21 protein-coding genes and 1 tRNA gene are annotated in these 24,653 nt (G+C 53.5%); 13 read left to right on the forward strand and 9 right to left on the reverse strand.

Features of this window, described 5'->3' with window-relative positions:
* The coding region (locus IE065_RS12750) for a sigma-54-dependent transcriptional regulator (protein ID WP_229792111.1) at window positions 1-1,195 on the reverse strand (1,195 nt) is incomplete at its 3' end.
* Between the two features lie 83 nt (window positions 1,196-1,278).
* Here IE065_RS12750 and IE065_RS12755 point away from each other — a divergent pair.
* Window positions 1,279-2,274, forward strand: coding sequence for a site-2 protease family protein (locus tag IE065_RS12755; protein ID WP_189515678.1), 996 nt, complete (start codon window positions 1,279-1,281; stop codon window positions 2,272-2,274).
* A gap of 187 nt (window positions 2,275-2,461) precedes the next feature.
* Here the strand turns inward: IE065_RS12755 and IE065_RS12760 are convergent, their stop codons facing one another.
* The gene (locus IE065_RS12760) at window positions 2,462-4,960 is read right to left on the reverse strand and encodes a cellulase family glycosylhydrolase (protein ID WP_189515680.1); all 2,499 of its coding nucleotides are present in this window, start codon (window positions 4,958-4,960) and stop codon (window positions 2,462-2,464) included.
* 150 nt (window positions 4,961-5,110) lie between these two features.
* Window positions 5,111-5,701: a hypothetical protein gene (locus IE065_RS12765; RefSeq protein ID WP_189515682.1), complete on the reverse strand. Its 591-nt coding sequence runs from the start codon at window positions 5,699-5,701 to the stop codon at window positions 5,111-5,113.
* Between the two features lie 497 nt (window positions 5,702-6,198).
* On the opposite strand from IE065_RS12765, the gene IE065_RS12770 reads away from it, so the two are divergent.
* The 3 genes from IE065_RS12770 (at window position 6,199) to IE065_RS12780 (ending at window position 9,418) form a co-directional block, all read left to right on the forward strand.
* Window positions 6,199-6,951, forward strand: coding sequence for a PEP-CTERM sorting domain-containing protein (locus tag IE065_RS12770; protein WP_189515684.1), 753 nt, complete (start codon window positions 6,199-6,201; stop codon window positions 6,949-6,951).
* A 65-nt stretch (window positions 6,952-7,016) separates the two neighbouring features.
* Complete coding sequence (locus tag IE065_RS12775) at window positions 7,017-8,060, forward strand: glycoside hydrolase family 130 protein (protein WP_189515685.1); 1,044 nt, start codon at window positions 7,017-7,019, stop codon at window positions 8,058-8,060.
* A gap of 335 nt (window positions 8,061-8,395) precedes the next feature.
* A complete protein-coding gene (locus IE065_RS12780; RefSeq protein ID WP_189515687.1) occupies window positions 8,396-9,418 on the forward strand; it encodes a LacI family DNA-binding transcriptional regulator in 1,023 nt (340 codons plus the stop codon).
* A gap of 25 nt (window positions 9,419-9,443) precedes the next feature.
* Here the strand turns inward: IE065_RS12780 and IE065_RS12785 are convergent, their stop codons facing one another.
* The 5 genes from IE065_RS12785 to corA form a co-directional block, all read right to left on the reverse strand.
* Complete coding sequence (locus tag IE065_RS12785) at window positions 9,444-10,190, reverse strand: hypothetical protein (protein ID WP_189515689.1); 747 nt, start codon at window positions 10,188-10,190, stop codon at window positions 9,444-9,446.
* Between the two features lie 18 nt (window positions 10,191-10,208).
* A complete protein-coding gene (locus IE065_RS12790) occupies window positions 10,209-13,826 on the reverse strand; it encodes a hypothetical protein (protein ID WP_189515691.1) in 3,618 nt (1,205 codons plus the stop codon).
* 410 nt (window positions 13,827-14,236) lie between these two features.
* Window positions 14,237-14,311, reverse strand: a tRNA-Gly gene (locus IE065_RS12795).
* A 111-nt stretch (window positions 14,312-14,422) separates the two neighbouring features.
* Window positions 14,423-15,220, reverse strand: coding sequence for a substrate-binding periplasmic protein (locus tag IE065_RS12800; protein ID WP_189515693.1), 798 nt, complete (start codon window positions 15,218-15,220; stop codon window positions 14,423-14,425).
* Between the two features lie 97 nt (window positions 15,221-15,317).
* Window positions 15,318-16,442: a magnesium/cobalt transporter CorA gene (gene corA / locus IE065_RS12805; protein ID WP_189515695.1), complete on the reverse strand. Its 1,125-nt coding sequence runs from the start codon at window positions 16,440-16,442 to the stop codon at window positions 15,318-15,320.
* 478 nt (window positions 16,443-16,920) lie between these two features.
* On the opposite strand from corA, the gene IE065_RS12810 reads away from it, so the two are divergent.
* From IE065_RS12810 to IE065_RS12820, 3 genes are all read left to right on the forward strand, one after another.
* Window positions 16,921-17,370 carry a hypothetical protein gene (locus tag IE065_RS12810; RefSeq protein WP_189515697.1) on the forward strand — a complete coding sequence of 150 codons (450 nt, stop codon included), beginning with the start codon at window positions 16,921-16,923 and terminating at the stop codon, window positions 17,368-17,370.
* Window positions 17,371-17,512: 142 nt separating this feature from the next.
* Window positions 17,513-17,839, forward strand: a complete 327-nt coding sequence (locus IE065_RS12815; RefSeq protein WP_189515699.1) for a hypothetical protein — start codon at window positions 17,513-17,515, stop codon at window positions 17,837-17,839.
* 125 nt (window positions 17,840-17,964) lie between these two features.
* The gene (locus IE065_RS12820) at window positions 17,965-18,363 is read left to right on the forward strand and encodes a hypothetical protein (protein ID WP_189515701.1); all 399 of its coding nucleotides are present in this window, start codon (window positions 17,965-17,967) and stop codon (window positions 18,361-18,363) included.
* Between the two features lie 29 nt (window positions 18,364-18,392).
* On the opposite strand, the gene IE065_RS12825 is transcribed toward IE065_RS12820, so the two are convergent.
* Window positions 18,393-18,770, reverse strand: a complete 378-nt coding sequence (locus IE065_RS12825) for a hypothetical protein (protein WP_189515703.1) — start codon at window positions 18,768-18,770, stop codon at window positions 18,393-18,395.
* Window positions 18,771-18,875: 105 nt separating this feature from the next.
* Here IE065_RS12825 and IE065_RS12830 point away from each other — a divergent pair, with 105 nt between their 5' ends.
* The 6 genes from IE065_RS12830 (at window position 18,876) to IE065_RS12855 (ending at window position 24,624) form a co-directional block, all read left to right on the forward strand.
* Window positions 18,876-20,285, forward strand: coding sequence for a phage terminase large subunit family protein (locus tag IE065_RS12830; RefSeq protein ID WP_189515704.1), 1,410 nt, complete (start codon window positions 18,876-18,878; stop codon window positions 20,283-20,285).
* Window positions 20,286-20,390: 105 nt separating this feature from the next.
* Window positions 20,391-21,566: a phage portal protein family protein gene (locus tag IE065_RS12835; protein ID WP_189515706.1), complete on the forward strand. Its 1,176-nt coding sequence runs from the start codon at window positions 20,391-20,393 to the stop codon at window positions 21,564-21,566.
* Between the two features lie 28 nt (window positions 21,567-21,594).
* Window positions 21,595-22,464, forward strand: coding sequence for a phage protease (locus IE065_RS12840; RefSeq protein WP_189515708.1), 870 nt, complete (start codon window positions 21,595-21,597; stop codon window positions 22,462-22,464).
* 65 nt (window positions 22,465-22,529) lie between these two features.
* Window positions 22,530-23,072: a DUF2190 family protein gene (locus IE065_RS12845; RefSeq protein WP_189515710.1), complete on the forward strand. Its 543-nt coding sequence runs from the start codon at window positions 22,530-22,532 to the stop codon at window positions 23,070-23,072.
* A gap of 47 nt (window positions 23,073-23,119) precedes the next feature.
* Window positions 23,120-24,043, forward strand: a complete 924-nt coding sequence (locus IE065_RS12850) for a hypothetical protein (RefSeq protein ID WP_189515712.1) — start codon at window positions 23,120-23,122, stop codon at window positions 24,041-24,043.
* Window positions 24,044-24,162: 119 nt separating this feature from the next.
* A complete protein-coding gene (locus tag IE065_RS12855; RefSeq protein WP_189515714.1) occupies window positions 24,163-24,624 on the forward strand; it encodes a hypothetical protein in 462 nt (153 codons plus the stop codon).
* Window positions 24,625-24,653: the final 29 nt, after the last annotated feature.

Consider the following 24,653-nt stretch of genomic DNA (forward strand, 5'->3'; position numbering starts at 1 on the left):
TCTGCGAGTCAAATTGGTGGAGTAGCTCGTCGGGCAGATCCTTGCGCAGGATCGCCTCTCCGCCTGCGACTACTGCGCTGCGATAGACCAGGTTTTCCAGTTCGCGAACATTTCCAGGCCAATCGTATGCGCTCAGAATCGCCATGGCGTCCGCCGAGAAACGTTTTGCACGCGTCTTCCGGTTACGACACAGCTTTTGCAGGACGAAATCGATTAGTGACGGGATGTCTTCTTTGCGCTCGCGTAAGGAGGGTAGGCGCAAACGCACCACGTTGAGGCGGTAATAAAGGTCTTCGCGGAACTCTCCCTCTTCGACGAGCTTTTCGAGGTTACGGTTAGTAGCGGCAATTAGGCGTACATCGACTTTGATAGTCTCGTTGCCGCCAACACGCTGAATCTCCCCTTCTTGAGTGGCACGCAGGATTTTCGTCTGTGTCGTCAGCGACATATCCCCGATTTCGTCAAGGAATATGGTACCGCCGTCACAAAGTTCGAACTTGCCGCGGCGTTGAGTGGTGGCTCCGGTGAAGGAGCCTTTTTCGTGGCCGAAAAGCTCGCTCTCAATTAAATTTTCCGGAATGGCAGCGCAGTTGACGGCGATAAACGGCCGTCCGTTGCGTAAACTGTGCTGGTAAATGCAACGCGCAACGAGTTCTTTACCCGTGCCACTCTCCCCAGTGACCATCACCGTGACATCACTTGCGGCAACTTGGCCAATGACCTTGAAAACCTCCTGCATCGGCTCCGATGAGCCAACAATGCCTTCGCGGTAGTCTTCACTGTTGAGCATGGGCTCGTAGTCATCCTTTGCCTGGTGCAGATCTGCATAGGCGGCAAGGGCCTTTTCGATAAGGCCAAGGATCTTAGCCACATCGAAGGGCTTGATAATGTAATCGAATGCCCCGAATTTCATCGCCTCAATCGCCGTCTGCGTCGTGCCAAAGGCGGTCATCAGGATGACCATCGAGTCGGGGCTCTTGCTTCGCAGGTGCTGGAGGGTCTCAATCCCAGTGATCCCACCCATACGATTATCGAGCAAGATGACGGAGGGCTTGGCTGTCTCAGCTACTTTCAGGCCCTCTTCCCCCGAAGACGCCTGGATGATCTCATAACCACGCGCAGAAAGCACGCGCTCCAGCGAATAGCGGAGGCCTTCATCATCATCAATAACCAGAATGGATTGTTCTACGGACATATTGTTTTCGATCGTTCAATCCGCGCTTTCACTTGCGCAGGGTGAGAAAGCTCATACGGTAAAAAGTATTCTAAGAAGCGCAAGTGTCTAACACATCCTGGAAAATCGGCCGACTGTTCGGCATCCGGCTCGAGATCCATTTTTCGTTTCTCTTATTGCTGGGTTTTTACATCTACCTCGGGCATCAGGCCGCAGGTGGCCGCGGTGCGCTGTCGCTAGGAATAACGATCATCTTGGTGTTCGTTTCGGTCGCGCTACATGAGCTGGGGCACTGCCTGACGGCGCAGCATTACGGCATCAAGGTGCCACGTATCGTCCTCATGGCGATCGGTGGGATGGCACAAATGGGCAGCATCCCTCGCGAACCGCGCAAAGAGCTGATCATCACCATCAATGGACCGCTGGTTAACTTCGCCATCGCGATCGTGCTTTTTCTGTTGCTGGCGCTCAAACATCACGATTTCGGCTACGTCGCCCAAGGGCTCGCCAATACCCTCAAGCAATACGTCAGTTCTGCGCCGGTCCGCGTGCCCTACCGCCCGTGGTCGTTGACTTGGGATACCTTTGTCTGGGGCCTGCTCGCGTGGAATGTCGCCATGGGACTCTTTAACCTACTACCAATTTTTCCCATGGACGGCGGGCGCCTGCTCCGCGCAAGCTTAGCCACCCGACTTCCCTACCTGCGGGCCACACAAATTGCCTCGCTACTGGCCAAGATCCTGGCTGCCATCGGCATTGGTTGGGCGCTGCTCATCTCCCACCATTACCTGTTGGCGATCCTATTTGTGTTTATCTGGATCGGCGGCGAGGAGGAGTTGAAATTCGTGCGCATTATCGACCAATACGCCGGAAAAACAATTCGCGACGTCATGGTTCGGCCCCCCAATGACCTAACCAATGTCCAGTTTGCAAAGCTCCAGCTAGCCCCCGACTGGCTTGTTGACGACTACACCGCAGCGCTATTCTCGAATGCTGGAGCAACCTTCGCCGTCTACGGAGGCGGTGAAGTCATTGGAGTCGTGTATTCGGACGAGCTTTGGGACGCAGCCCTCCCCCCTTCGAGACGCACAGTCAGTTAGCTCAATACTGATTTTGCGCGTCAGAAGCGCTTACATTACCCTCAGAACTGGTCACTGTGACGTGCTCCCGATGATACACTTAGCCACCTTTAGTGTATCGGGAGCACGTCAATAGTCACTTTCTAAGGTGTCTAACTAAATAATTCAAGCGGACTTAATTGATAAAGCATGACCAGAGGATTTCGGTTTAGTTTTTGACAAATAGTATGGCGTCGGCGACGACAATACCATCGGCACCGTCGTTACTGATTATAACGCCCTGGCTTGCAATGACGCCGGACTCGAAATCAAAGGAGCCAAGCAGATTCCATTGCCCGCCGCTTGTGCGCTGGTCCACCGCAAACTCATCGGAGCCATTGGCATGGTTTACTATTGTTTTCGCATTCGAGGCGCGATTGGCATGACTTGCCCAGTTCAGATAAACATCGTAGGTTCCCGCTGTTGGGATGTTGGGGATAAAACTAAACGTCCTGAGCTGGCTTGAGTTCCACTCATGGTCATAATCCACTCCGTGATATTCTTCAATGCTGGTGCTGGCGAACCACGTTCCTAATTTGGTTGTGTAGGAGCCGTCCAGGTTTTCGTTGTTGTTATTATCGACGACCACTTCCACTGAAGCTGTGCTGCCTGTTTGGCGGAACAAGGCGGCGTCAGCAATTACGTAGCCATTGGCCCCATCATTCAGAAGCCTCACATAGCTGTTTTCATCCATGGTAAATTCGCCGATGTAGGACCAATCTCCACCGACTTGCATATCGATTACAAATGTGTCGTAGAGCTCGCCGTTGTCATTGTTGGCTCCAGCCGGGTGATAAACTCTCAGCGACGCGTTGTCTGCGCGGTTGGGGTTGCCAATCCAGTAGAGGTAAATTTCGGTATTGCCGGGCGTTAAGCTCTCTGGTTGCCATTTGGCCCATTTGCTGCCGCCGCTATTGTTATCGTGTAGGTAGTCGCCATCGTAGCCTGGGAGTGAGCTGAGATACCAGCCAGAGCTTGTGGAAAAGCCCAAATCGCCATCATCGATGATGATGTCTACGCTGTTGTTTTGCTCGTAAAAAGCGAAGTCCTGCTCCAACACTTGCATATGTGGCCGATCTGTCGTGTAGTTGTCCCTTGGTTGGCAAGAAAGCGGCTCACTCGCAGTCCAGTAAGCGCCGCCGGCCCAATAGGTGCCGCTAATGCCCTGCGTTCCCATGTGGCGCAGCATCTTCTCTAGTGCTATGTGCCAACGATCATCATCATAGGGCACACCGTATTCACCCACGAAGCCGCGCGCGTTGTTATCTTTGAGCCATTGCACAAAAGAATGCAGCTGGTAGATGCCCACATTGCTCGAGACCAGTGGGTCTTCGTCGTAATCTTCAGCGTAAACACCATTTCTATCCCAATCCAAATAGCAGTGTGCCTCATAAATTGCTAGATCCGAGGAATCAGTGATATTCAGATTTTCATTGATGACAGCCCAATTTGCGGAGCCACTCCATCCATCTCCCGCAACAATAATCCATGTGTTAGCGTCTTCGGAACGGATGCCATCCACCGCGGCTTGCGCGGCCGCCGGCCATTGTCCATTAGTGTTGTGCGGTTCGTTCATGATGCCGTATCCGTAGATTGCGCTGTTACCCTCAAACGAATCGGCAATCCGCGCCCACACATCCTCATAGGCACTATTGGGCACATTGGCGCTGCCGATAAGTTCACCATAGTAGCGCGCATAGTTATGCATATCCAGTATGACCTTCATCCCACGCGCATCGGCCAAAGCTACGGTTTGTTGCAAACGATCAAGCTCTGCGCTATTGAGCGGGCTATTTGGTGTCGGTTGTAAACGCTCCCAACGAAAAGGGAGCCGAATCAGATTCAAGCCCTTGCTCTGATAGTAATCGAAATCTGCGGCGCTGGGGTAGAAGTAGTGAGTGCCGAAAGTTCCGGGCATGGCACTTGTCGTAAACTCAGCGCCAGCTAAATTTACCCCGAACATTTGGACGAAGCCATCGTCGGACGGATGCTCGAAATAAGGATCGGCATCGAGCACCAGATTCACCAGCAAGGACTCCACTCGCAACAGGCCATCGTAGTGCGCGGAAGCAGCACTCACGTTGCTAATGATAATGGGAGTGTTGGCGTCAGCGATTAGAGGTGTGGGTAGTTCGTAAACATATTCCGCCCGAGAATGCACTTCATCCAGGGTGAAGACCGCGGATTGCGCCTCGCCGTTATCTGTCCACGCTACATGGATCGCTTCGTCTTCAGTGTATTCGCGGAATTTGATATCCTCAATGTAGATGCGATGATCACACTGAAAGCTGAATTGCTCTCCGCGGGAGAAACGCCCTACACTGGATACACCGGGGCCAAAGCCGGTTCCCTCAAATCCAAATACTGTCGAGGTCGCGTTAGATGAATCAGGCGAAGATGGATTGGTGATATCCACGCCCGTCTTGGCGTCGGTAAATTGAAATAAAACCGGCGTGCCGCCATTGTCTGGATAGATCAACGTTGCAGAGAACGTGACATCGCCATCTTCTCCATTCCACTGAGAATCGATATGATTATGGTCAAATTTCGTGAGCACGTAGCTGGATCCGATGACCTCAGCAACAGCATAGGAGCAAAAACATAATAAAGAAAGCAGGACACTGATTGCTTTCGAGGAACTAGGGTATGCGCAAAGAATTGTCTTCATGATACTCGGTGGGGTTAGGGTTCTAAATCACGTTTAAGTGATTCCACCGCATATCTACAATTCAACGCTTACCAAATCAATTCGAGCTGATCGGAAGCTGTTGCGACCAGCCGGTAAAGTTGGGTATGGAAAGCCTCAATAATCGCTGCGCTATTCAGTAATGCTAATCCTTAGAGTTCCTGATTTTTTTCGGATGAGCAGCACGCTTCCCAATACACCGAGAACAACCAACAATGCACTGTCTCCTGGCTCGGGAACCGTGGAAAAAGTCACATCGAGATTGGTAATGGCCAAGTTCCCCAGTGCATCTCCGTTCCGAAATGCCGCTCGGTTGATATCCAATTCTTCCACGGCGGAGGGAAATGTCAGGTCAGTGAAGACGAAGCTGCTACCGCCAATGGAAAGTGCACTGTCATAGCCGCTTATCGTTTTGCTTAATGTCAACGAGACTGAATAGGTGTCATTAGGCGGCGTAAAATCATTCGAGATAAAAAACGTGTTGTAGGCATCGGCACCCGTAACAGGCGTTCCACCGGAAGCCATGTAGCGTCCATTACCTCCTGTGCGATAGCGCACGTCCGAGGAATTCGCATCGTCACCGGGTAGCAAATATGCATAGTAGCTTGTCGCGTCGTTTTGCTGAAATCCAAAGCTCAAGCTATCCGTGATATCGGAGCTAACGCTGTCAAATGTCATCGTAAAGCTCATTGCCAAGGTATCGCCCACTTGAAACTCGGTCATAGAATTTCGGTCACTTGGTAGCGATGTGGTAAAGGTCAATCGGCCGAGACCAAAACTGTCGAAGTTCGATATCGTTGCATTCTCGAGCAGGTTAGTGCTTTCGGCGTGGCTGTATGCAAAGGGTGTTATTAGCGCAAGAGATTGAAAGAAAATAAATATTCGTTGATTCATGCCATGGCAGGTTGAACGTTGTTATCGGGTAGAAGCGTAGACAGTCAGCCGACCGCATCGTATTTGAAGGATAGCTGTGCCGTAGAACGCATACGTATTGCATCAAGATGCTGTCGAAGAGGCAATTTGTTTTTTACCAGACACTCCCTGAAGTGAAAGGTGGTAGTAGAAGACGCTTACTTGAGATTACACGGCCCGTTAGATGAACGTGCGACCACTACGAAACAGATTGCGACTGGGCATCCTTGTTGAGGCATAAGCTAGCTGCTAATTTGTGTTCCTAATTACTCCTCAATATTAAGCAAATACCCAAAAATGTCCCTATTATGAAAACAATAGCATTCACGAATAAACTACTGCTGGGGGTCCTAATCACCAGCACATCTCTCTCTGCTCAAACCGTACTACTGGAAAATGCTTCGGTAACCAGCTTCGATAGCGGCAACCTGGGCCGTGTCAACTTTACCACTCCCCTGCCTGAAGATAAAGACACTCTGGCTGAGTTTGCTGTGGGCGATAGCATAACCATGACTTTTACCCTAAACTATGAAGGCGTTGGTTCCAGTCCCGCCGATGGCTTCAGCTTTGGCTTGCAGGGAGGTACTGGCGGCGATCGCACAATATTTTATGGCTACCTGTTGCCCATCGATGACAATGCGGTCTCGGATATGCGCTATCGGGATGGTGGCAATGGACGATACATGGCTTCCGGTGGAACCCCTATCACTGGAACGACCACGTTCAACACGTTTTACATGTCGGAAGATTTTACACCACCGAGTGATAGCTATGACATGTCGTTGTCATTAACCAAGACCAGCACCGGCTACGAAGGCGTGGTGACGATCGCTGGCAATTCTTACGTGTCGTCTGACTTAAGCTTTCCTTCAGAAATCGAAGACTATGCGATCAATCGGGTTGGCTTTCGCGGTGGAAACGTATTCACGAACGAAACCATAACGAACATCGATGTGGTTTACGCATCCGTCCCCGAGCCAGGCACCTATGCTTTGTTATTGGCTCTTGGCGCACTGGGCATGGTTACGGCGAAGCGTGCGCGCAATCAGCGTAACGCATAGTCACAACGTTCACTTCATTTTTTAGCCTAAGAGGTGGCGGGGAATCCTCCGTCGCCTTTTTTTCGATGAAAAATCTGACTTTCACTAAACCACAGCGCACGCCAATACTTAGCCCTACGGAAGAACTGCGCTTCCATTGCCCCATGAGAGGGCTTTCCGTTCAGTGGGCGAAAGCGCATGTATTCAACCCTGCCGCCATCTCCCATGGAGGTGCCGTACATCTGTTTTTTCGAGCTGAGGACGGAATCGGCGAAGGGCTGTCTGGCTATACTTCGCGCATTGGTCATGCTGTCAGCGAAGACGGCCTGCATTTCGCAGTGGACCCTTCGCCAGTTCTCTATCCGGATAACGACGGGCACGAAGCGTATGACTGGTTTGGCGGTTGCGAAGACCCCCGTATCGTACGGCGTGAGGACGGCTTGTTCGTGATGCACTACACCATGTGGAATCGCGAGAATCCTCACGGGCGTAAGATCAATGCTGGTATCGGTGTAGCTAGCTCATCTGACTTGACTAACTGGACCAAGCACGGCCCCGCCTTTAGTGGTTATGAAGTGATCCTGAAAAAGTGGCATAAGGCGACGGCGGTGATCCAAACAGTGCAGCAAAGCAATCTAGTTGCGAAAAAAATTCAAGGTAAGTATTGGATGTATTGGGGGGAGGAGGCAATTTACGCTGCTACGTCCGACGACCTGATTCGTTGGGATCCTGTCATGGGTGCAAACGACACTCCGCTATGCTTAGTCAAACCTCGGAACGGATACTTTGACAGCGAACTGACCGAAGTCGGTCCGCCCGCAATAATTGATGAAGGCGGAATTTGCCTGATCTATAACGGCAAAAACGCAGAGGATGCCAGTATGGCTTCGTCAGAATATCAGACGGGCGCTTACGCACCCGCTATGGCTCACTTTGACCGGCAGGAACCACTGAAACTTGTGCACCGTGACGACCAACCATTTTTGTGGCCTGAGTATCCATTTGAAAAAACCGGCCAATACACTGGTGGCACTATTTTCGCCGAAGGGCTCGTCCTCCATCGGGATCAGTGGTTTCTTTACTATGGTTGCGCGGATTCCTTTATCGGTGTCGCCTGCGCTGCTTACTAAACGTCGTTACCACGGAGATAGGATCGGTCAATAACTAATCATGTTATAGAATCTACTTCGCTACACCAAATGAGTTGTATCGAAGCGCCTTCGGCCATTTTGGCTTGTTGGTTTTCCATTAGTCAGAGAGCCTGACTTAGGCGTCCCGATTCCTATAGAAGATGAAATCGTGGCAGAGCTTATTGGCGTACCCTCATTGCGTTTTATTCTCGCTACGAGAGCTTGGTTAGACAACGCTGAACATTTAGTTAGTGAATGCAATTAGGCCCGGCGCTCTTATGCTGATTTTTTGCATCATCACATTCAACGAGCCATGAAGAGCTGATTCAAGAACGATGGAAAAGCGGATCACGATCAAGGACATAGCGAAGCGAGCCAAGGTAGCCCCATCCACTGTTTCTCGTGCCTTGAGCAACAGCGCGGAGATTTCCAAAAAGAAACGGGAGCAGTTGAAAGCGTTAGCTCAAACCATGGGCTACAAACCATCCCCGTTGATCTCGGCATTCGCCTCGCAACGCCGTAGCGGCATTGCATCACCCATCACGACGATAGCCTTCGTTACGAGCTTTCCTCCATCGCGCCGATGGGATGGTATACCATTCTTTCGACGCTGCTATGTGGGTCTCAAGCGACGAGCGGATCAATTTGGGTATACCGTGGAAAATTTCGGCTTGCGAGAGCAGAGCATGAGCGCTCGTAGGCTCAACGACGTACTCTATAATCGCGGTATTCAAGCCCTCTGCTTTGGGCCCGAGATGGCAGTGGAGCCAGACTGTTGTTTTGACTGGGATCGTTTCTCCGCAATCAGCATTTGTCATTCGATGGTTTACCCCAAGCTACACCGAGCCATCGCCCACCATTTTCACTCGATCACTCTAGCGCTTAGCAAGCTGCGCGAGAAAGGGTACCAGCGCATCGGCTTTTGCGTAAAAAACGAAGCCGTCGAATGGACCGAAGGGCTCTGGCATGCTGGCATGCTGTATTTTTTACAGCAATATCCGGAGATGCAGGTGGAAGTTCTGTCAGTTAGCGAAGATGATATTATGTGCGTGGTCGACTGGTGCAAAACGCACAAAATTGAAGTGCTGTTGGAGATCTACCCGGAAGTCCACAAAATACTGCATGACAGTGGACTTGTCGCCGCCGGTATTGATTACGCGACTTTGGATTGGAACCCAGAAAACGCAGGCATTGCCGGCATCAACCAAAATGCGGAGCGCATTGGCGAAATGGCTATCGACTTGGTCATCTCCATGTTGAAAGCGGGTGAGCGCGGGGTGCCGCCCTTGGCAACAGCCGTCATGTCTGAGGTTACATGGGTCGATGGTCCAAGCTTGCGGAGAAGTAGCAGTGTGTAGCTGGGCGTGATCACGAAGAGATCGTCTAGTCAGCACTTTCTGAATAATACAGCCAATAATGCCCGGCTCCTGGTTGTCCCAACTCTTCCAGTTCCTGCTCAAGGTAGCGGTAGGCAAGGCCACTGGGGGAATAGACGCAAATGCCGGTCATACGGTCCTGCGGTCGGACCACTGTAATGTTGTCAAAAATAAGTCTCCATTGCTCATCGTCTTTGACGGCGACTCGGCTGAAAAGGCGATTTCGCTGGTCGGTATTCGGTTGGATTATTTCATTCGCGCCTGGATCTAGCACCACTGGAGCGCCACCCATACTCGCGGCGATCTGTTCGTGCCCTAAATTTATGACTCGGACAGTGCCTTCAGGGAAGGTGCTATCGTCGCTGTTGATGTACTTCACGAGGTAATCTGGCGTATACTGGCTCTTTAAATCCCACTGTCGGGGAGTTATCAGCACGAGCGCGTCCAGCTGATCTGCAGGGCTGGAGACCGTCGCAATACGAAAGCGCTTGTGCTGCTTGGTTTGAGGATCCCAAATTGGTGCCTCTTTATAAATTTTTAATTTATCGCTCGAAGTGATTGGTACCGATTGGCTAATCGCATAAGGCGTGCTCGAAATTTTCCGAAAGCCATCCTCTGCTTCGTAGAAGTATGCGCCTGGTGTTTCATCTATAAAAAGGAAGCGCAAGGTTCGCCTCTCTACACCTTCGTCGGGGATCGCGAAAACTGATTGAGAAATGAAAAGTGCAAAAACGGTAAAGAACCATGTTTTCATAATGATGTTGCTGCGTATTTAAATTTCTGAGGGATCGAGCCAACGAAAGTCGATGACCACATATCTTCGGCCCAGACGCATATTCTCAGGCAATAAGGGTTTTTCATAAGCTGCGTCACCGCCGTGATCTTTATCGACGATGTAGCTGGGAATGCGCTGAACAACGGCTTCTGACCAAGCTTGGGCTTCCACTTGATTGGTCAATGGATTTACGGCGTCTCCATAACTTCGGATGATAAACGTGTCCGAGCGACTGAGTAGTAAGGGGCCAAGAACCGAAAGAATATCCGCTTGCAACAAATAGCCTGGAAACCCGCTGGCACCGGTTGGCATGATGTACTCCTCATCGGCAAATTGGTTATCCTTCAGCTTATTGCGTGTGGTCACCTGCAGTTCCGGCGGCAAATCGTCTGCTTGATTGAGGACACGGTCGATCGCAGTTTGTAAGGTGCCACTCAGGCCCAAGTCATACTCGTCTGCGGTCGAGGCAATCAGCTTGCGGTTGACGAAATCGGATAGTGAAAGAAACGGTCCCCTTAACTGCACCTGCCTGACGATTTCTTCGGATAAATCGCGCACTTCCTCATCCGTTAAATTACGCACGCCACTCCACGCATTGGCGCTGGACGCGGATTTCGCCTCGCTCGCTCCGCCGGTTTGATAAAGTGTTCGGGCAAACGGCGCAGTTAATTGAGCTTCATCAGTCTCGCCTCCTAAGGGAACGTTTCTCAGGCTCGACAGTATCGCCACCCAAGCATCGACGGAGGTCGAATTTACATTGAAGGCACCTTCCACCAGCAGGTTTGAGGCCGCGATCCTGCTGTTCGCAGGGGAACTCACATCGCCGTCGCCCCGATAGTTTTCGGGATCATTTCTGGAGCTATCGCTGGACTGGCGAATCGGCTTCAATCTCGCATTGGGCAGTGTCTCTGTTTCGAAATCAATGCTACCAAACTCTGGATAGGTAGAGACAAAAAAGCGATCCCATAGAACATCGTTCCAAAGGTAGGACCCATCATAATGATAGCCCTTGCCCTCGTCGTAGTAAAAAACCTGATCTCGAGTTACGCGTGGATGGGCGTAGGAATTGGAAATGGCATAGTTAACCTGCCAGTGGTTGACCACGCTAGCGGAGCGCTCTGGCTGACCGAAAAAGGAATTTTGGGATGCCAAAAAGCCTGTTGTGTTAAAGTGCTGCAGTTGCCCCAAGCTTGAAAGTGGCAGTTCTGGCCGTGGCAAGTCATACATAAGATTCGCGAATCCAGCGTCTTCCGCCAGGTAAGACTGCGGCTCGTTTTGGTAAGCACCGGTTCCTAAATTTGACAACCCCCAGCGTGTAGTTTGCGTGCCACCTAGTGGGCGCATGATGTGTGCTTCAAAATACGGATTGGGCGCAGAACCCATGCTACCCGTGCTGCCTGATTTTCCATATGTCCTCGCTCGCTCGCTCAAATGGCTGATGCTGCTTTTACCAGCATATTGGTTGGTCAAAGAGCGATAGTTCGCCTGATAAAATGCAGCTTGCTGTGAACGCCGATCATTCGGTTGCGTAACCGTGGAAGCATTGGGTGCGTCATATACCGCAAACATATATCCGCCACCCTGCCGAATATTTGAGCTCATGGGATCTACGAGGAAGAAATTTGCAGTATCCTCGTTGAACGAATCGCTCAGGCTTTGTGCAATGATCCACTGCACGAGATATCGATCATCTGGCGAGCCTGGATAATCGAGATAGAGCTCGCCGGATAAGCGACTCGAGCCAGTGTAAAGCGCGGCGAAGTTTTTGCCTTGGGGAATGCTGGCTCCAGTATTGTAAGTTAAAGCTGGCGTGGGATCGAATTCATTCGTCATCACGACTGCCCGACTATCTGTGCGTGATAAAATCTCGATACGCTGCTGGCCGTCGATTGTCGGGTTCAAGCTACTGCTTGGGTCGATGGTAAATATACGAGCTTCTCCTGGCTCGAATCCCGCACTTCGAACCGTCAGTAAGATGTCGCCAAGGTAGCCGTTGTCTAAGTTATTTCCTGGATGCTTGTTGATGCCTGTTTTTGAATCATAGCCAATGCCATCGCTTTGGTAGTTCTCCACCCCCACATCTGTATCCCCAAAACGAACCACTGGATTTGATGCGCTCAGGCGCAGAGTGTAGTCGGAAGGACCTAATGCGACATTGTAGGGATTGGCCAAAACCACAAGCGGCATCGAGTCGACCCATATAGTCCCGGATCGATTAACGCCATCCGCATCAGGTGTGCCACCCACGATGCGCATACGGAAAAATAGCTTCGCGTGTGTGAGGAGTGGATAGAGACCATGTTGCGTAGGTGTATGCAAGCGTGGCATGGCGACCCGTTCACCTCCAATACTTTGATAAACGCCTGCGGGACTATCCGAGTTGAAATTGCTCATATTGTAATAAGACCACAACTGTTCCCAAGTGGCGCTCCGCGATAAAATGCCTTCAGCTCCATCGTATGGGAAATCGGCAGAAGCTGCATCGGGCAGCGTTGCATAGACGGTGGACTCGGCGGAGAGAGCGGTATTGTAGAGGCTGCTTGGTGCTGGATCGGTGTCCTCAAAGGCTCCGTCGAGCGCCGTTCGAAAATCTCCGACGGAATCCTGGCTTAAAATGTAGCTCAAATCGTTTTTCAATCCACCATTCTTGGCGTCAGCTAGGACTCCTTTGGAGTGGATGGTGATGTCGTGAAAATAATCATCGAGCGCATCAGGCCATTGGGGCGAGTTCACGATCAAATCCAACGCCCCCTCTGAATCAATGAGCTCAAGGGATTCATTGTTCGCGGGATAAAGCCCGAGCGCTTCTTCCTCGGCAATCGCCTCAATGGATATCCGCTGGGCAGATGCGCGACGGTATAGCTTGGAAATATCATCCAAGCCCGAGTCGGAATATGGATCGCGTAAATCTGCACGTGCTTTAACGCCTTCATCGCCAACCCACCAAGCGTATCGCCCGTAGACGCCATCGACTTCTTCGATACTTACCAGAGGGGCTGTCACCGCTTGACCAAGCGTTTCTGGGGTATCAGCATTGGCGGACGATTGCACCAAGATTACATGTTCAGCGCCCTGCTCATCGTGCAAGGTCTCGGTAACGCGGCTAGTCGGATGGAGATCAATAATTTGCGTAATTGGCTTGTAGCTTTCAGGGGCCTGTTCGTTGCCGCTGACCAGCCAATTGATGAACTGCGGCTCAGCCATGTGCGCAGACGGTTCGTTTGGATCATAAGGGCCAGTGTCAGCTTTTTTCCAAACGCCTACCCAGTGGCTATTACGCCCTGCATTCCAAAATTGTGATAAAGCGGTAGCCGTAGTCTGTCCGGACATTTGGGGAGTAATGCTAACCGATTCCGGTAGGACAACATCGGCAGTCGCAGTAGCTCTCCGATCTGGGCCGGTCAGCTTTTGCAATTCTCCGAGCGCAATCTGCATCCCTAGTAAGGCATTCTGGCGGGCTTCGTCTTCGTATTGCTTCAACTGCACTGTCAATACTTCGACTCGGACCAATGTAGCCAGTGAAAGCATCATCAGCACCAATAGAGTGAGCAGACTCATTGAGACCACTAACGCGAAGGCTGGCCGATTGGCATACTGTTTTATCGATACTGGCATAAAAGCAACGCACCTGGACGCTTGAATAACAAGCCATTAGGGTAGTGGATGCTTCCAAGTGAAATTGTCTTCGCATTATGTGGCGACATTCGAGAGGTGTCAATTGGAGGGGTTGCGCCGCCTGACGAAATCTGTTGCGCCGCTCGGGCATGAATCTTCATCAGAAATCCTTTCTCGAGGGCAAAACCCAAGGCCCAATTTCTATGATATGAAGCAGCATGGTCGAGCTTACGTGATTGAGGCCGCTTGAATCGTTAGTCCGGCGCTTTAGAAAAAGACCAGACTCGGAGGGTCTTCCATTGTCACAATCTGACAATTCAGGGGACCATGGCGAAGTTGCCGAAGTTCCTCAAAATGAAGAGGTTGACGCCGACTTTCCGACTTTGGCGTCATCTGACGTAAGAGCAGCTTGGTGCGGGCGGAGGGAATCGAACCCTCATCTCAAGCTTGGGAAGCTCACATACTAGCCGTTGTACTACGCCCGCAGACTCTGTATAACAAAGCGAAAATGCTGGCAGGCTCACAGCAGCTTGTAAAGGCAGAAGACGAGGAGAAAAATTGATCCTCCCGCGTCAACTAACACAAGGAAAACCGTGCTATTTCTTCGCGGTGAAAGGCAACCAGTGAGCAATGAACCTATCGAGCATGCCAGCGCCCTGAAGCTTAACCAAAAAGCCGTTCGCGGCGGCAAGTAGCTCAGGGTTGGACTTGCTGACGCCCCAGGCGATGCGCTCTTGGGTGAGCACAGCGGCAATGGGGCTTAAGCCTGCATTCTCGTCTTCAGCAGCCAACCACCAGATCGTCGGTGCATCGGCGATGACCATATCTACCCGGCCAGCGGCCAATGATTTGGCGGCGCTCTGGATATCAGAAAAGGGCACGCGCTCGGCGTAAATAAAAGTCTCCCGAACCAGGAAATCGCCGGTTGTCCCCGGCTCTACCCCCACACGGCCTTGAGTATTCTTGAGCGCGAGCGTCGTCGGGTATTTGGAAATATCTGCGGCACGTACGAGCGGCATTTGCCCCGTGACCAAATACGGCTTGGAAAAATTAATTCGCACCGCACGGATCTCCGTCGCCGACATGCCCGACATGATGATGTCGATCTTGCCATCGTTCAGCGCGGGCAACAGCTCGTCCCATTCCATCACGATGAAGTTCAGCGGCACATCCAAATCCAGAGCGAACGCGCGCGCCAAATCCGCCTCCAGCCCGGATATGCGCTCGTTGTCGATAAAGATCAATGGCGGTTGCTCAGGGTTAATCCCCACACGTAATTCACCAGTGGGCAAAAACTTCGGTGCCGGCTTGGCAGGAGTCGTTTCATCAGCCCAGAGCGGGGTGAGGCAAAGCCACAAAGCGGCAAGGAGGATTCGGAAAATGCGGTCAGCCATGGGGGCCATTGTCGTCAGAGCGAGTGAATCGGCAAGCGGTATTTTACACAGCAATCATTACGGCGCATGCCATCATTTTCATTAAGAGACCGCCAATTTAAATCCATTTCTTCCGGCGGAAGTAGACCAGAAATGCGATAAAGACAGCCGCCATAAAGCCCAGGCAAATCGGGTAACCCATTTTCCAATACAGCTCCGGCATGTTCCATTTGCTGACTGAGTGGTCAAAATTCATCCCGTAAACTCCAGCAATGAACGTGAGCGGCAGGAAAAGCGTGGCAATGATCGTCAGCACTTTCATGACTTCGTTAGTGCGGTGCTCCTGCTCCAAATGGTAGAATTCTTGCATCGTTTGCAGGATGATTCGGTGGTGGTCCATGCGGTCCACGGCGCGGCGCGATGAGTCCGCCAAGTCGCGGAAATAAAAACGATCCTCCTCGGCCAACCGTATATGATCGAGTTGCTCCAAACGATTAGCGTTGTCGCGGATTGGCAGCAAAATGCGCATCAGCGCCAGCACTGCACGCTTTTTGTGATAAATCGTCTCAATGCTCAATCCTGTCTCGTGCGCACGATGTTTACGAGCAAGCTTATCGCTATTACACTCCAGCATGCCCTGCTCCATCGCCACGATGTCGTCCTCCACCTCATCCACGATGTCCATCATGAAGTCATTTTTTACGTCCATGAGTGCAAAGAGCAGATAGCTGTGACCACGCTGCCGAATCCGTCCACCCCCTTTACGAATGCGCCGGACGATTGGGTCAAAAAGTTTTTCGTTACTTTCTTGCACGCTCACCAAAAAATTGTCGCCCAGGTAGAACGTGACTTGCTCCATATAGATCGCCTGCTCGTCTTCCTTAAACAAGCCCGCGCGCGTAAGCACGAAGAGGTCGTCGTCAAACTCGTCTATTTTGGGGCGGCCTTCGGTGTTCAGAATATCCTCAATCGCCAACGCATGCACTCCCAGGCGCGCGCAGAAATCCGTAATCAACGCATGGTCACTAACGCCGCTAATGTGAATCCAGCTCACGGGGTGCTGGCCGATCGCGGCGATCAGTTCGTCTGGTGAACAATCATTCTTCTCCAGATAGTCCGCCTCGCCATAGGCCATGAGCCGGATTTCGGTGTCCGGGCAGATATCGCTCTCCAAAGGAACAACTTCGCCCGGCGGTAAACCGATGCCGTGGTGAAAAACCGTCTCCCGAGTCACTATTCGCATATTATTCTAAAAAAACTTATTTCTGCGCAATTTCCAACCCTCGTTTTGTGTAAAAACGGCGCCAACTAGCACGAGGGAATAGCTCCCAGCGTTAACAAATAATAGTGAGAGCCAGAAAATCGCGGCGGCATGCTCAAAAACCGCAAAAAAGTTGCCCAACCGAGCCAACTCAACCAGCCGAGCCAACTGAGCCAGCCGACCCATTGTCAGTCCGGAAATAATTTGTTATTCTCTTTCTATCGTCAGGAGCGAACGGGCCGCCCCGCTCATCCAAAACCAAAGCAACACCACCCCGAACTCCATCCACCAACGCCACCACCCAACCCCAAGCGAGAGCGGCCCGTTCGCTCCTGACGACACTTTGCACCGCAAAGTTAAATCAACATCCACCTCAACCCCAACATCAACCACCACACCCATCCACCAACACCTACCAATCCACAACTATAACCCTTAATCTTTAAACTTTAACCTCCCAATGAACCCCGCCTTTCCCGCTGAACTCGTCACCTTACTTGGTTCCTCCATGTTTGGTGGCCTAATGAAAATGTGGGCCATGTCCAATGCTGCCCGTCGCGAAGAGCGACTGCTCGCCATGCAAGCGCTCACTGAGCAAGCAGGCCATATTGACAAGGCTCGTCGTTACTCCAATCCCGGCTTCCAATGGACTCGCCGCGTCATCGCTCTCACTTGTGTTTTCACGGTGGTTGCCCTGCCCAAGATAATCGCCATCTGGCGCCCGGACATCCTAATGCAAGTTGGCTACCCGGAGCTCGAAGAGGGCTTCTGGTTCTTCACCAACGACGTGGAAAAAATCCACTGGAAGGAAGTCCGCGGCCTCACCATCACCCCGCTCGACACCCACCTGCTCAGCGCAATCGTCGGCCTCTACTTCGGCGGCTCTCTCGCTGGCCACAACCGCGTCTAGCTCTGCATCACAAAGCAAAACCAACACCCCCCCCCAAAAAAAACACCCCACGCCGCTCCCTGCCCCCCAGGGAGCGGCCCCTTCCTCCACCCACACCCAGCAAACTTCAACCTTTAATCTTGAAACTTTAACCTCCCCCCCCATGGACCCCAACCCTGCCTTCCTCGGCGCATTCACCCTTTCTGGCATCACACTTCTCGGCGGCGCGATTCTGCTCATGCGACTTCGCGAACACCTTGCGGAATCGCCCGACCCCAAGCTCACCTACGCCACACAAACCGACCTACAAAAACTCCGCGACGAATTCGCCGCCCATCAACGCGACCTGAAAATCGATCACACCGACATCCACCGCCTCATCCGTCAAAACGCCGAACACATCGCCGCCCTCATTGCGCAATCGGAGATCTACACCCAGCGCATCAACGAGTTCAGCGGCAAGTTCGACCGACTACAATCCCACCACTAACTTTGCGCTACAAAGTTACCCCAACCCCCATCCCCTAACAACCCCACAGCGCTACCCACAGCTACCCGGCGTCGCCACGCAGCGACGCCGGGCCAGGGCACCCCATGCCTCAAACCCACAATCCAATGCCTTCCTCACCCATCAACTCCTTTAGCAAACACATCGACCAAGTCATCGCCCAGCGTAGACACACCGAACAAATCCTCGAAGTTTCCTGCCCCGGCCACAACACCGCCGAAGCCTCCGTCAGCAAAGCCTGGAAGTCGCTCTACGGCCTGCTCGCCGAAAATGCCCATCCCGACATTACCGAGCTCAACACGCTCTCTGCAATCATCCACAAACTCACTGGTGCCTTCACCCAGCTCAAAGCACTCGAATTGAAAATCCGCGAAGCCGACCTCAAACAGGCCGAGTTTGACGCCCGACGACAACAGCTCGAAGCCACCATCCACGACGCCACACGCACCACTGGCCTCACTCCCGAGACCATTCAAGAAATCGAACGCCGCCTCAAACTCCTTTAACAATCACCAGACCCACAGATCCAATGAAATCAATTATTATCAAAATTTATCCGATTCAGCTTCTGCACAAACTGCTCATAAAAGGCATTGCCCGAGCGCAGCGTTTTCTCCGGCACATCCAGCGTGTCCCACTCCGCCCCGCTCACCATATTCAAGATCGCAAGCTGCCCAGTGAAAGTGTCGAGGCGCCATAGGTCGCCCTCGGCCGAAATCAAAAACACATAACGCCCGCCCTGCTGCTGGATAATCCGATCCAGCTTCGCATTGATCGATTCAATGCTCGGCGTCGATTTCGAATTATTGATCCGAACCGTGTTCGCGTTCTGCGCATAAACCGCGCCAGCCATACCCATCAGAAGCGCAATCAAGAGGATCACCCAACGCCGTCCATTCGTAAATGTTTTCATGCGTAAACTATGTCATCAACCCCACCGCCTGTCAATCCAAGCCCATCCCCCCCCCTAAATCGTCCCATCCACACCCACCAACTTTAATCTTTAACCTTTAAACTCATGCCTCCCTTTTTCCTCCCCTATCAACAACGCTGGATCGAGGACCCCTCCCCCTTCAAGGTGATGGAGAAGTCCCGCCAAATCGGCATTTCCTGGGCCACTGCATACTCTCTCGTTCGTCGAACCGCACAGCGTGATCAGCGGCTAGACGCCTGGGTTTCCTCGCGTGACGCCATTCAGGCAAAGCTCTTCCTTGAAGACTGCCGCGCATTCGCCGATGCGCTCAACCTCGCCGCACAAGACCTCGGCCAAACGCTCATCAGCGCCGAGCGCTCCAGCTCACAAACGCTCAAGCTCGCCTCAGGCCCGCGCATCCACTCCCTCACCAGTAACCCCGATGCCCAAGCTGGCAAGCGCGGTGCTCGTGTGCTCGACGAGTTCGCCCTCCACCGCAACCCACGCCAACTCTACGCCATCGCATCTCCTGGCCTTACTTGGGGCGGCCAGTTGGAAATTATTTCCACCCACCGCGGCTCGCAGAATTTCTTTAGCCAACTCGTCAACGAAGCCCGCCACGGAGGCAACCCTAAGGGCATTTCACTCCACCGCGTCACCCTCGAAGACGCACTCGCCGAAGGCTTTCTCGACAAGCTTAAAAACAAGCTCCCGCCCAATGATCCCCGCCAATCCATGGACACCGCGGATTACTTTAACTTTGTGCGGCAAAGTTGCGCCAGCGAGGAATCCTTCCGACAGGAATACTGCTGCATACCCGCCGATGACACTGCCGCATTTTTGCCCTGGGACCTCATTGCCGCCGCCGAATACAGCGACCACGAATCGTGGGAACTCGACCTCCAAACCCATCGCCTCCTCCCCCCCCCACACCCTCTCGGTAGTTCAATAAACCGCCCGACTTATGAACCGGTAAACCCCTCCCTCTACCTCGGCGTTGACCTTGCCCGCGATCACGACCTCACCGTCTTCTGGCTGCTGGAATCGATCGGCGATCAAACTTTCTCCCGCAAAGTAATCTGCCTGAAAAATACCCCGTTTTCTCAGCAAGAAGAAGTCCTCCACAGTCTGATGCAGCTCCCCGGCCTCCGCCGCGCATGCATCGACGAGACTGGCCTCGGTCGCCAATTCGCCGAACGCGCCCGTGAGCAATACGGCCGCTACCGCGTCGAGGGCGTCACCTTCACGTCCCCAGTCAAGGAGTCCCTCGCCTATCCGCTCCGCAGCGCACTCGAAGACCGCTGCGTAAAAATCCCCAACGACAAACACATCCGTGCCGACTTGCGCGCCATCAAAAAAGAGCCCACCGCAGCCGGCAACATCCGCTTCACCGCCGACCACGGCCCCAACGGCCACGCCGACCGTTTCTGGGCCCTCGCCCTCGCCCTCCATGCCAGCACGCGTCCCATCCACCAACCTTACCTCGAACCCCTCACCCGCACCCGTCGCTTCTAAATCAACTCGCACCACCACCACCACCACCCCACACCCACCTGCCCCGCATCCCCCACACACAAACACCCACCACACTTTAACCTTTAATCTTTAAACTTTAACCTCATGAAAACCACCCCCACCCACCTGCGCCGCTCGCGTCGCCACGCATTCAACCCCGTTCGTTCGCTCACACCCGAAGGACTGACCCGCCAGCTTGACGCCTTTCATGCTGGATCACTCGCCGAAGCCGCCCGCCTCTGGGAAGTCATTGAGCAGCGCGACGACCTCATTAAGGCCGTCGCCACCAAACGCAAAAAAGCCCCCGGGCGATTTGGCTGGGATATCGTTGCCGACGATGACTCGCCAATCGCTTTGCAACACAAAGCTTCTTTGGAAGACTTCTACCGCAACATCGATTCCACCAACGCCGCCGATCAAAATGAACGCGGAGGAATGGCCCTCCTTCTCCGCCAAATGATGGACGCCATCGGCAAACGCTACGCCGTTCATGAAATCGTTTGGAGCCCGCAACCCCGCAACGACTCCCCCCCCCGCCTAACCGCGAGTTTCCGATTTGTCCCATTGTGGTTCTTTGAAAACCGCACCGGCCAACTCCGCTTTTTGCCCAATGATCTATCCACCCAGGGCCACACCCTGCGCGATGGCGAGTGGCTCATCACGACCGGCGATGGCCTCATGGAAGCAACTGCCGTCGCCTATCTCTTCAAGCATCTCCCCCTCCGAGACTGGCTGATCTACTGCGAACGCAACGGCATGCCCGGCGTCCGCGGCGTAACCGACGCCACCCCAGGCAGCGCCGAATGGGAGTCCGCCCGCGACGCCGTGCACGACTTCGGCGCCGAGTTCCACGCACTCATGGCTCGCGGCACCGACATCGAAGCAATCGATTTATCCAGCACCGGCCAACTCCCCTATCCGCAACTCGTTGACCGCATGGATAAAGCAATAGCGACCCTCTGGCGTGGCTCCTCCATGGGCTCAATAGCCGACAGCGGCGCAGGCATTACTTTGCAAGGCAAAGAAACTGCACTTATTGAACGGGAGGACGTCGCCCACCTCTCAGAGACACTTCACGGTCAAGTCGATCGCTGGGTCACGCACTACCTATTCGGTCAAAAACCGCGCGCCCGCATCGTAATCCGCCACAAGGAAAGTACCCAAACAAACGAGGGTTCTGAAATTGCCCGAGACGTTCTAATCGCCGCCCTCCCCAAAGCCCTGACCTCGCTCATAACACGCTTTCTACAACCAACTCAAACTCTGCAACACAAAGCTTAATCCCTCTCCTCCAAAAAAAACACTTCTCATGAAAACCAACATAGCCCCCGGTCTCACCAGTGAGATCCCCTCTGCTACTCAACGCTCAAGCGCATGGCTCCGCCTCGCTGAATACGGCGACTGGCACCATTCGCAAGGCATGCAACGCTTCACTCGCGAATCCGCTCAAGGCATCGTACGGCATTTCAAGTCCCTTCGCGGACGCCTCGCTCGAAAATTCGGAGGCCTGCCAATCTACATCGGCCACCCAGACGACGATCACTTTGCAGGGCAAAGCGGACATACCGACACCCGTTCCTACGCCTGGATTGACGCCCTCGACGCACGCCCAGACGGACTTTACATCCTTCCTCACTGGTCAGAAGCGGGGCAAAACATCCTCCGTAACGCCTTCTATAAATTCCTCTCGCCGCGTTGGGCCATGCGACCACTTAGCGACGGCACCTTTGAGCCAATCCGCCTGATCTCAGTTGGGCTGACCAACCACCCCAACATCCCCGGCGACGCCATTGCCAATGAGCAATCCGCCACCGCCGCATACCCGTCAACCCCCGAGCACGTCTCCCTTACCAACGAGCGTCAAGAGCACATTGGCACCATCCTCGACGATGCCGTCCTCGCTGGCGTCATCGCGCCTAATGAAGTGAGCCGCTGGGAGGCAGGTTTGCAGGCAGATTTAGAGCGCGGTCTTTCGGAACTCAACGCCCGCCAGCCCGCACTCAAGACCGTTGCTTGCACGGAGCAACTCCGCTCCCGAGCCAGCGCCAATCAAGCCAGTGGAGATTTCCTTGCCCACGTCAATGAACGCATTTCCCGCACCGGTGAAGCCTTTGCCGTCGCGTGGTGCGCCATCAAGCAAGAGCGGCCCGATCTCTTCGATCAATTTAATACTTTCTAATGCAGAGCGACTTTCTATCGCAAAGCATCAACCAAACAAACCAACACAACGATACAAAAAACCAAATGAATACCCTAAAAAACATCCTCCTCGCCCTCTTCTGCGCGCGTCCCGTTTTCGCCAATGTGGCGACTGGCGTCCACGAAGGCGGCATCACGAAAACGCTCGAGACAGCGACGACTACACGTCACTTGATCGGCAAAGCTGGTAGCACTGAAGCCGAAGTCGACCTTTGCGACGCCGCAGACCTGCCGCTAGGCGTCATCACAGACGAAGGCACCGTTGGCGAGCCCGTCAATATCGCGCTGCTCGGTGCCGTGCCCAGCACACTGCTCATGGTCGCTAGTAAGCCCATTTCCGCGGGCAGCAGTGTCTACACCGCCGCCAACGGAAAAGTCCAGGACCAGCCCACACTCGCCGGTGACTACTACCACATCGGCTATGCCCTCACCGCTGCCGCGAGCGATGGCGAACGACTTGAAGTATGCCCCGTTCCACCACGCAAAACAAAAGTCATGAATACATTCTCCGGCACTACCAGCGAGGACATCGCCAACCTGGGCGCAGCCCTACAAGCCGCACCAGATAAAATCATCGTCCTCCCATAACCCCCCATAAAACCTAAACAAGAAACATCCAAATCCAAAGCAATCCTATGACCACCCCATCCATCAACGAAATCCACGCGGCCAATGAAAGCCGCTTCAACGCCGCTCACTTCAGCGAAGCGCTCACCGCCTTTACGGTCGGCTGGCAAGATCCCGAAAACTTGGCCACGCTGCTCGATTTCGTCGCGCCGTCCGTCAACGTAGGCCGTCGATTCGAGTTCAAACGAGCAGACAACGCTGAAGCGTTTTTCTCCGAGACCGACGATCTTCGCGCCATTGGAAGCACCTTCAAACGTGTCGATTATCGCGGTGAATCCGTGCAGGCGAAAACCCTCAACAAGGGCCTTACCGTCCGCGTCGACCATGACGAAATCACCACTTCGGATTGGGAGGAACGCACCGTTCAAATCCTGCTCCAGCGCCTGCTCCGCAATGAACTGCGGCGGGCGATTACGGCGCTGGACACCGCAGCCACCAACGGCAATAAAGTCTGGGACGACTCCACCAATCCCGACGGTGATTTGCGCACCATGCTGATCGCCGCCGCCGATGAATCCGGCATTCGCCCGAACCGTCTCATCCTCGGCGAAGGCGCATGGGACCTACGCGCCAGCGCCTACGAATCCCAAAACAATGCGGGTGCCAACACCGGCGCAAACTATACGCTTAGCGACTTGGCCCGCAAGTTGTTCCTGGACGATGCGCGTGTTTTCTCGTCACGCTACCAGAGCAGCGCCGCGACCAAAAGCGCCATTGTCGGCAATGCCGTCTACGCGTTTTTCGGCCAGCAAGCCCTGAGCAAAGACGAACCGTCAAATCTGAAGCGATTCGTGACGCCGAGCGAAGGCGGCGACTTCCGCGTCTTCCGTGAAGAGCACACGAAGTTCACCGACATCACCGTCGAGCACTACAGCACCGTTGTCGCCACGAGCAACCTCGGCATCCGCAAGCTGACCGTCAGCGCCTCCTAACCCTCAACTTGGCGCAGGCACGTCCGACCCGTCCAGCGCCATCTAAACTCTGCACTACAAAGCTACTCTCCGATACAAAGTAACGAATCCAACTTTAATTTTAACACCCCCCCAACACCATGACCCCTTGGATTTCCCTCACCGAATCGCACGTTGACCTTTTGTTAACCGCCGCACAGCGCGAAAGCCTTGCAGCGCGCCCAAATCAAGGCTTCGACAACGACCTGCTAACGCTCGCCATTGCTGAAGTCACGCTCCGCATGCGACTCGCCATCCGCGAGCAAGCGACCAACCAATTGAGCGCCAGCCAAAGCGCACTGCCGCCAGAGACCATCTCCTCATCCGCCGCACTTTGCCTGGGCGCACTCGACGGCAAGCTACCCGGCTTCTCGCTAACCGAAGCGCAAGACACAATGCTTGAATTGGCCATCGACTCCCTAGTCGAAATCAGCACAGGGGCATTGCCCGTCAGCACGCCAATCGACCCAGAATCCGCCGCCATCGTCCGCCGCACTTTCGGCCTTTTCGTTTCCAACCGTCGCCCACGCGCCGCCACAGCCACCCGCCTAGCCGGCCTTTAAAACCAATCCCCCCCTCAACTTTAAACTTC

The organism is Cerasicoccus arenae (assembly GCF_014651635.1).
In the GTDB taxonomy this organism is placed as follows: Bacteria; Verrucomicrobiota; Verrucomicrobiia; order Opitutales; family Cerasicoccaceae; genus Cerasicoccus; species Cerasicoccus arenae.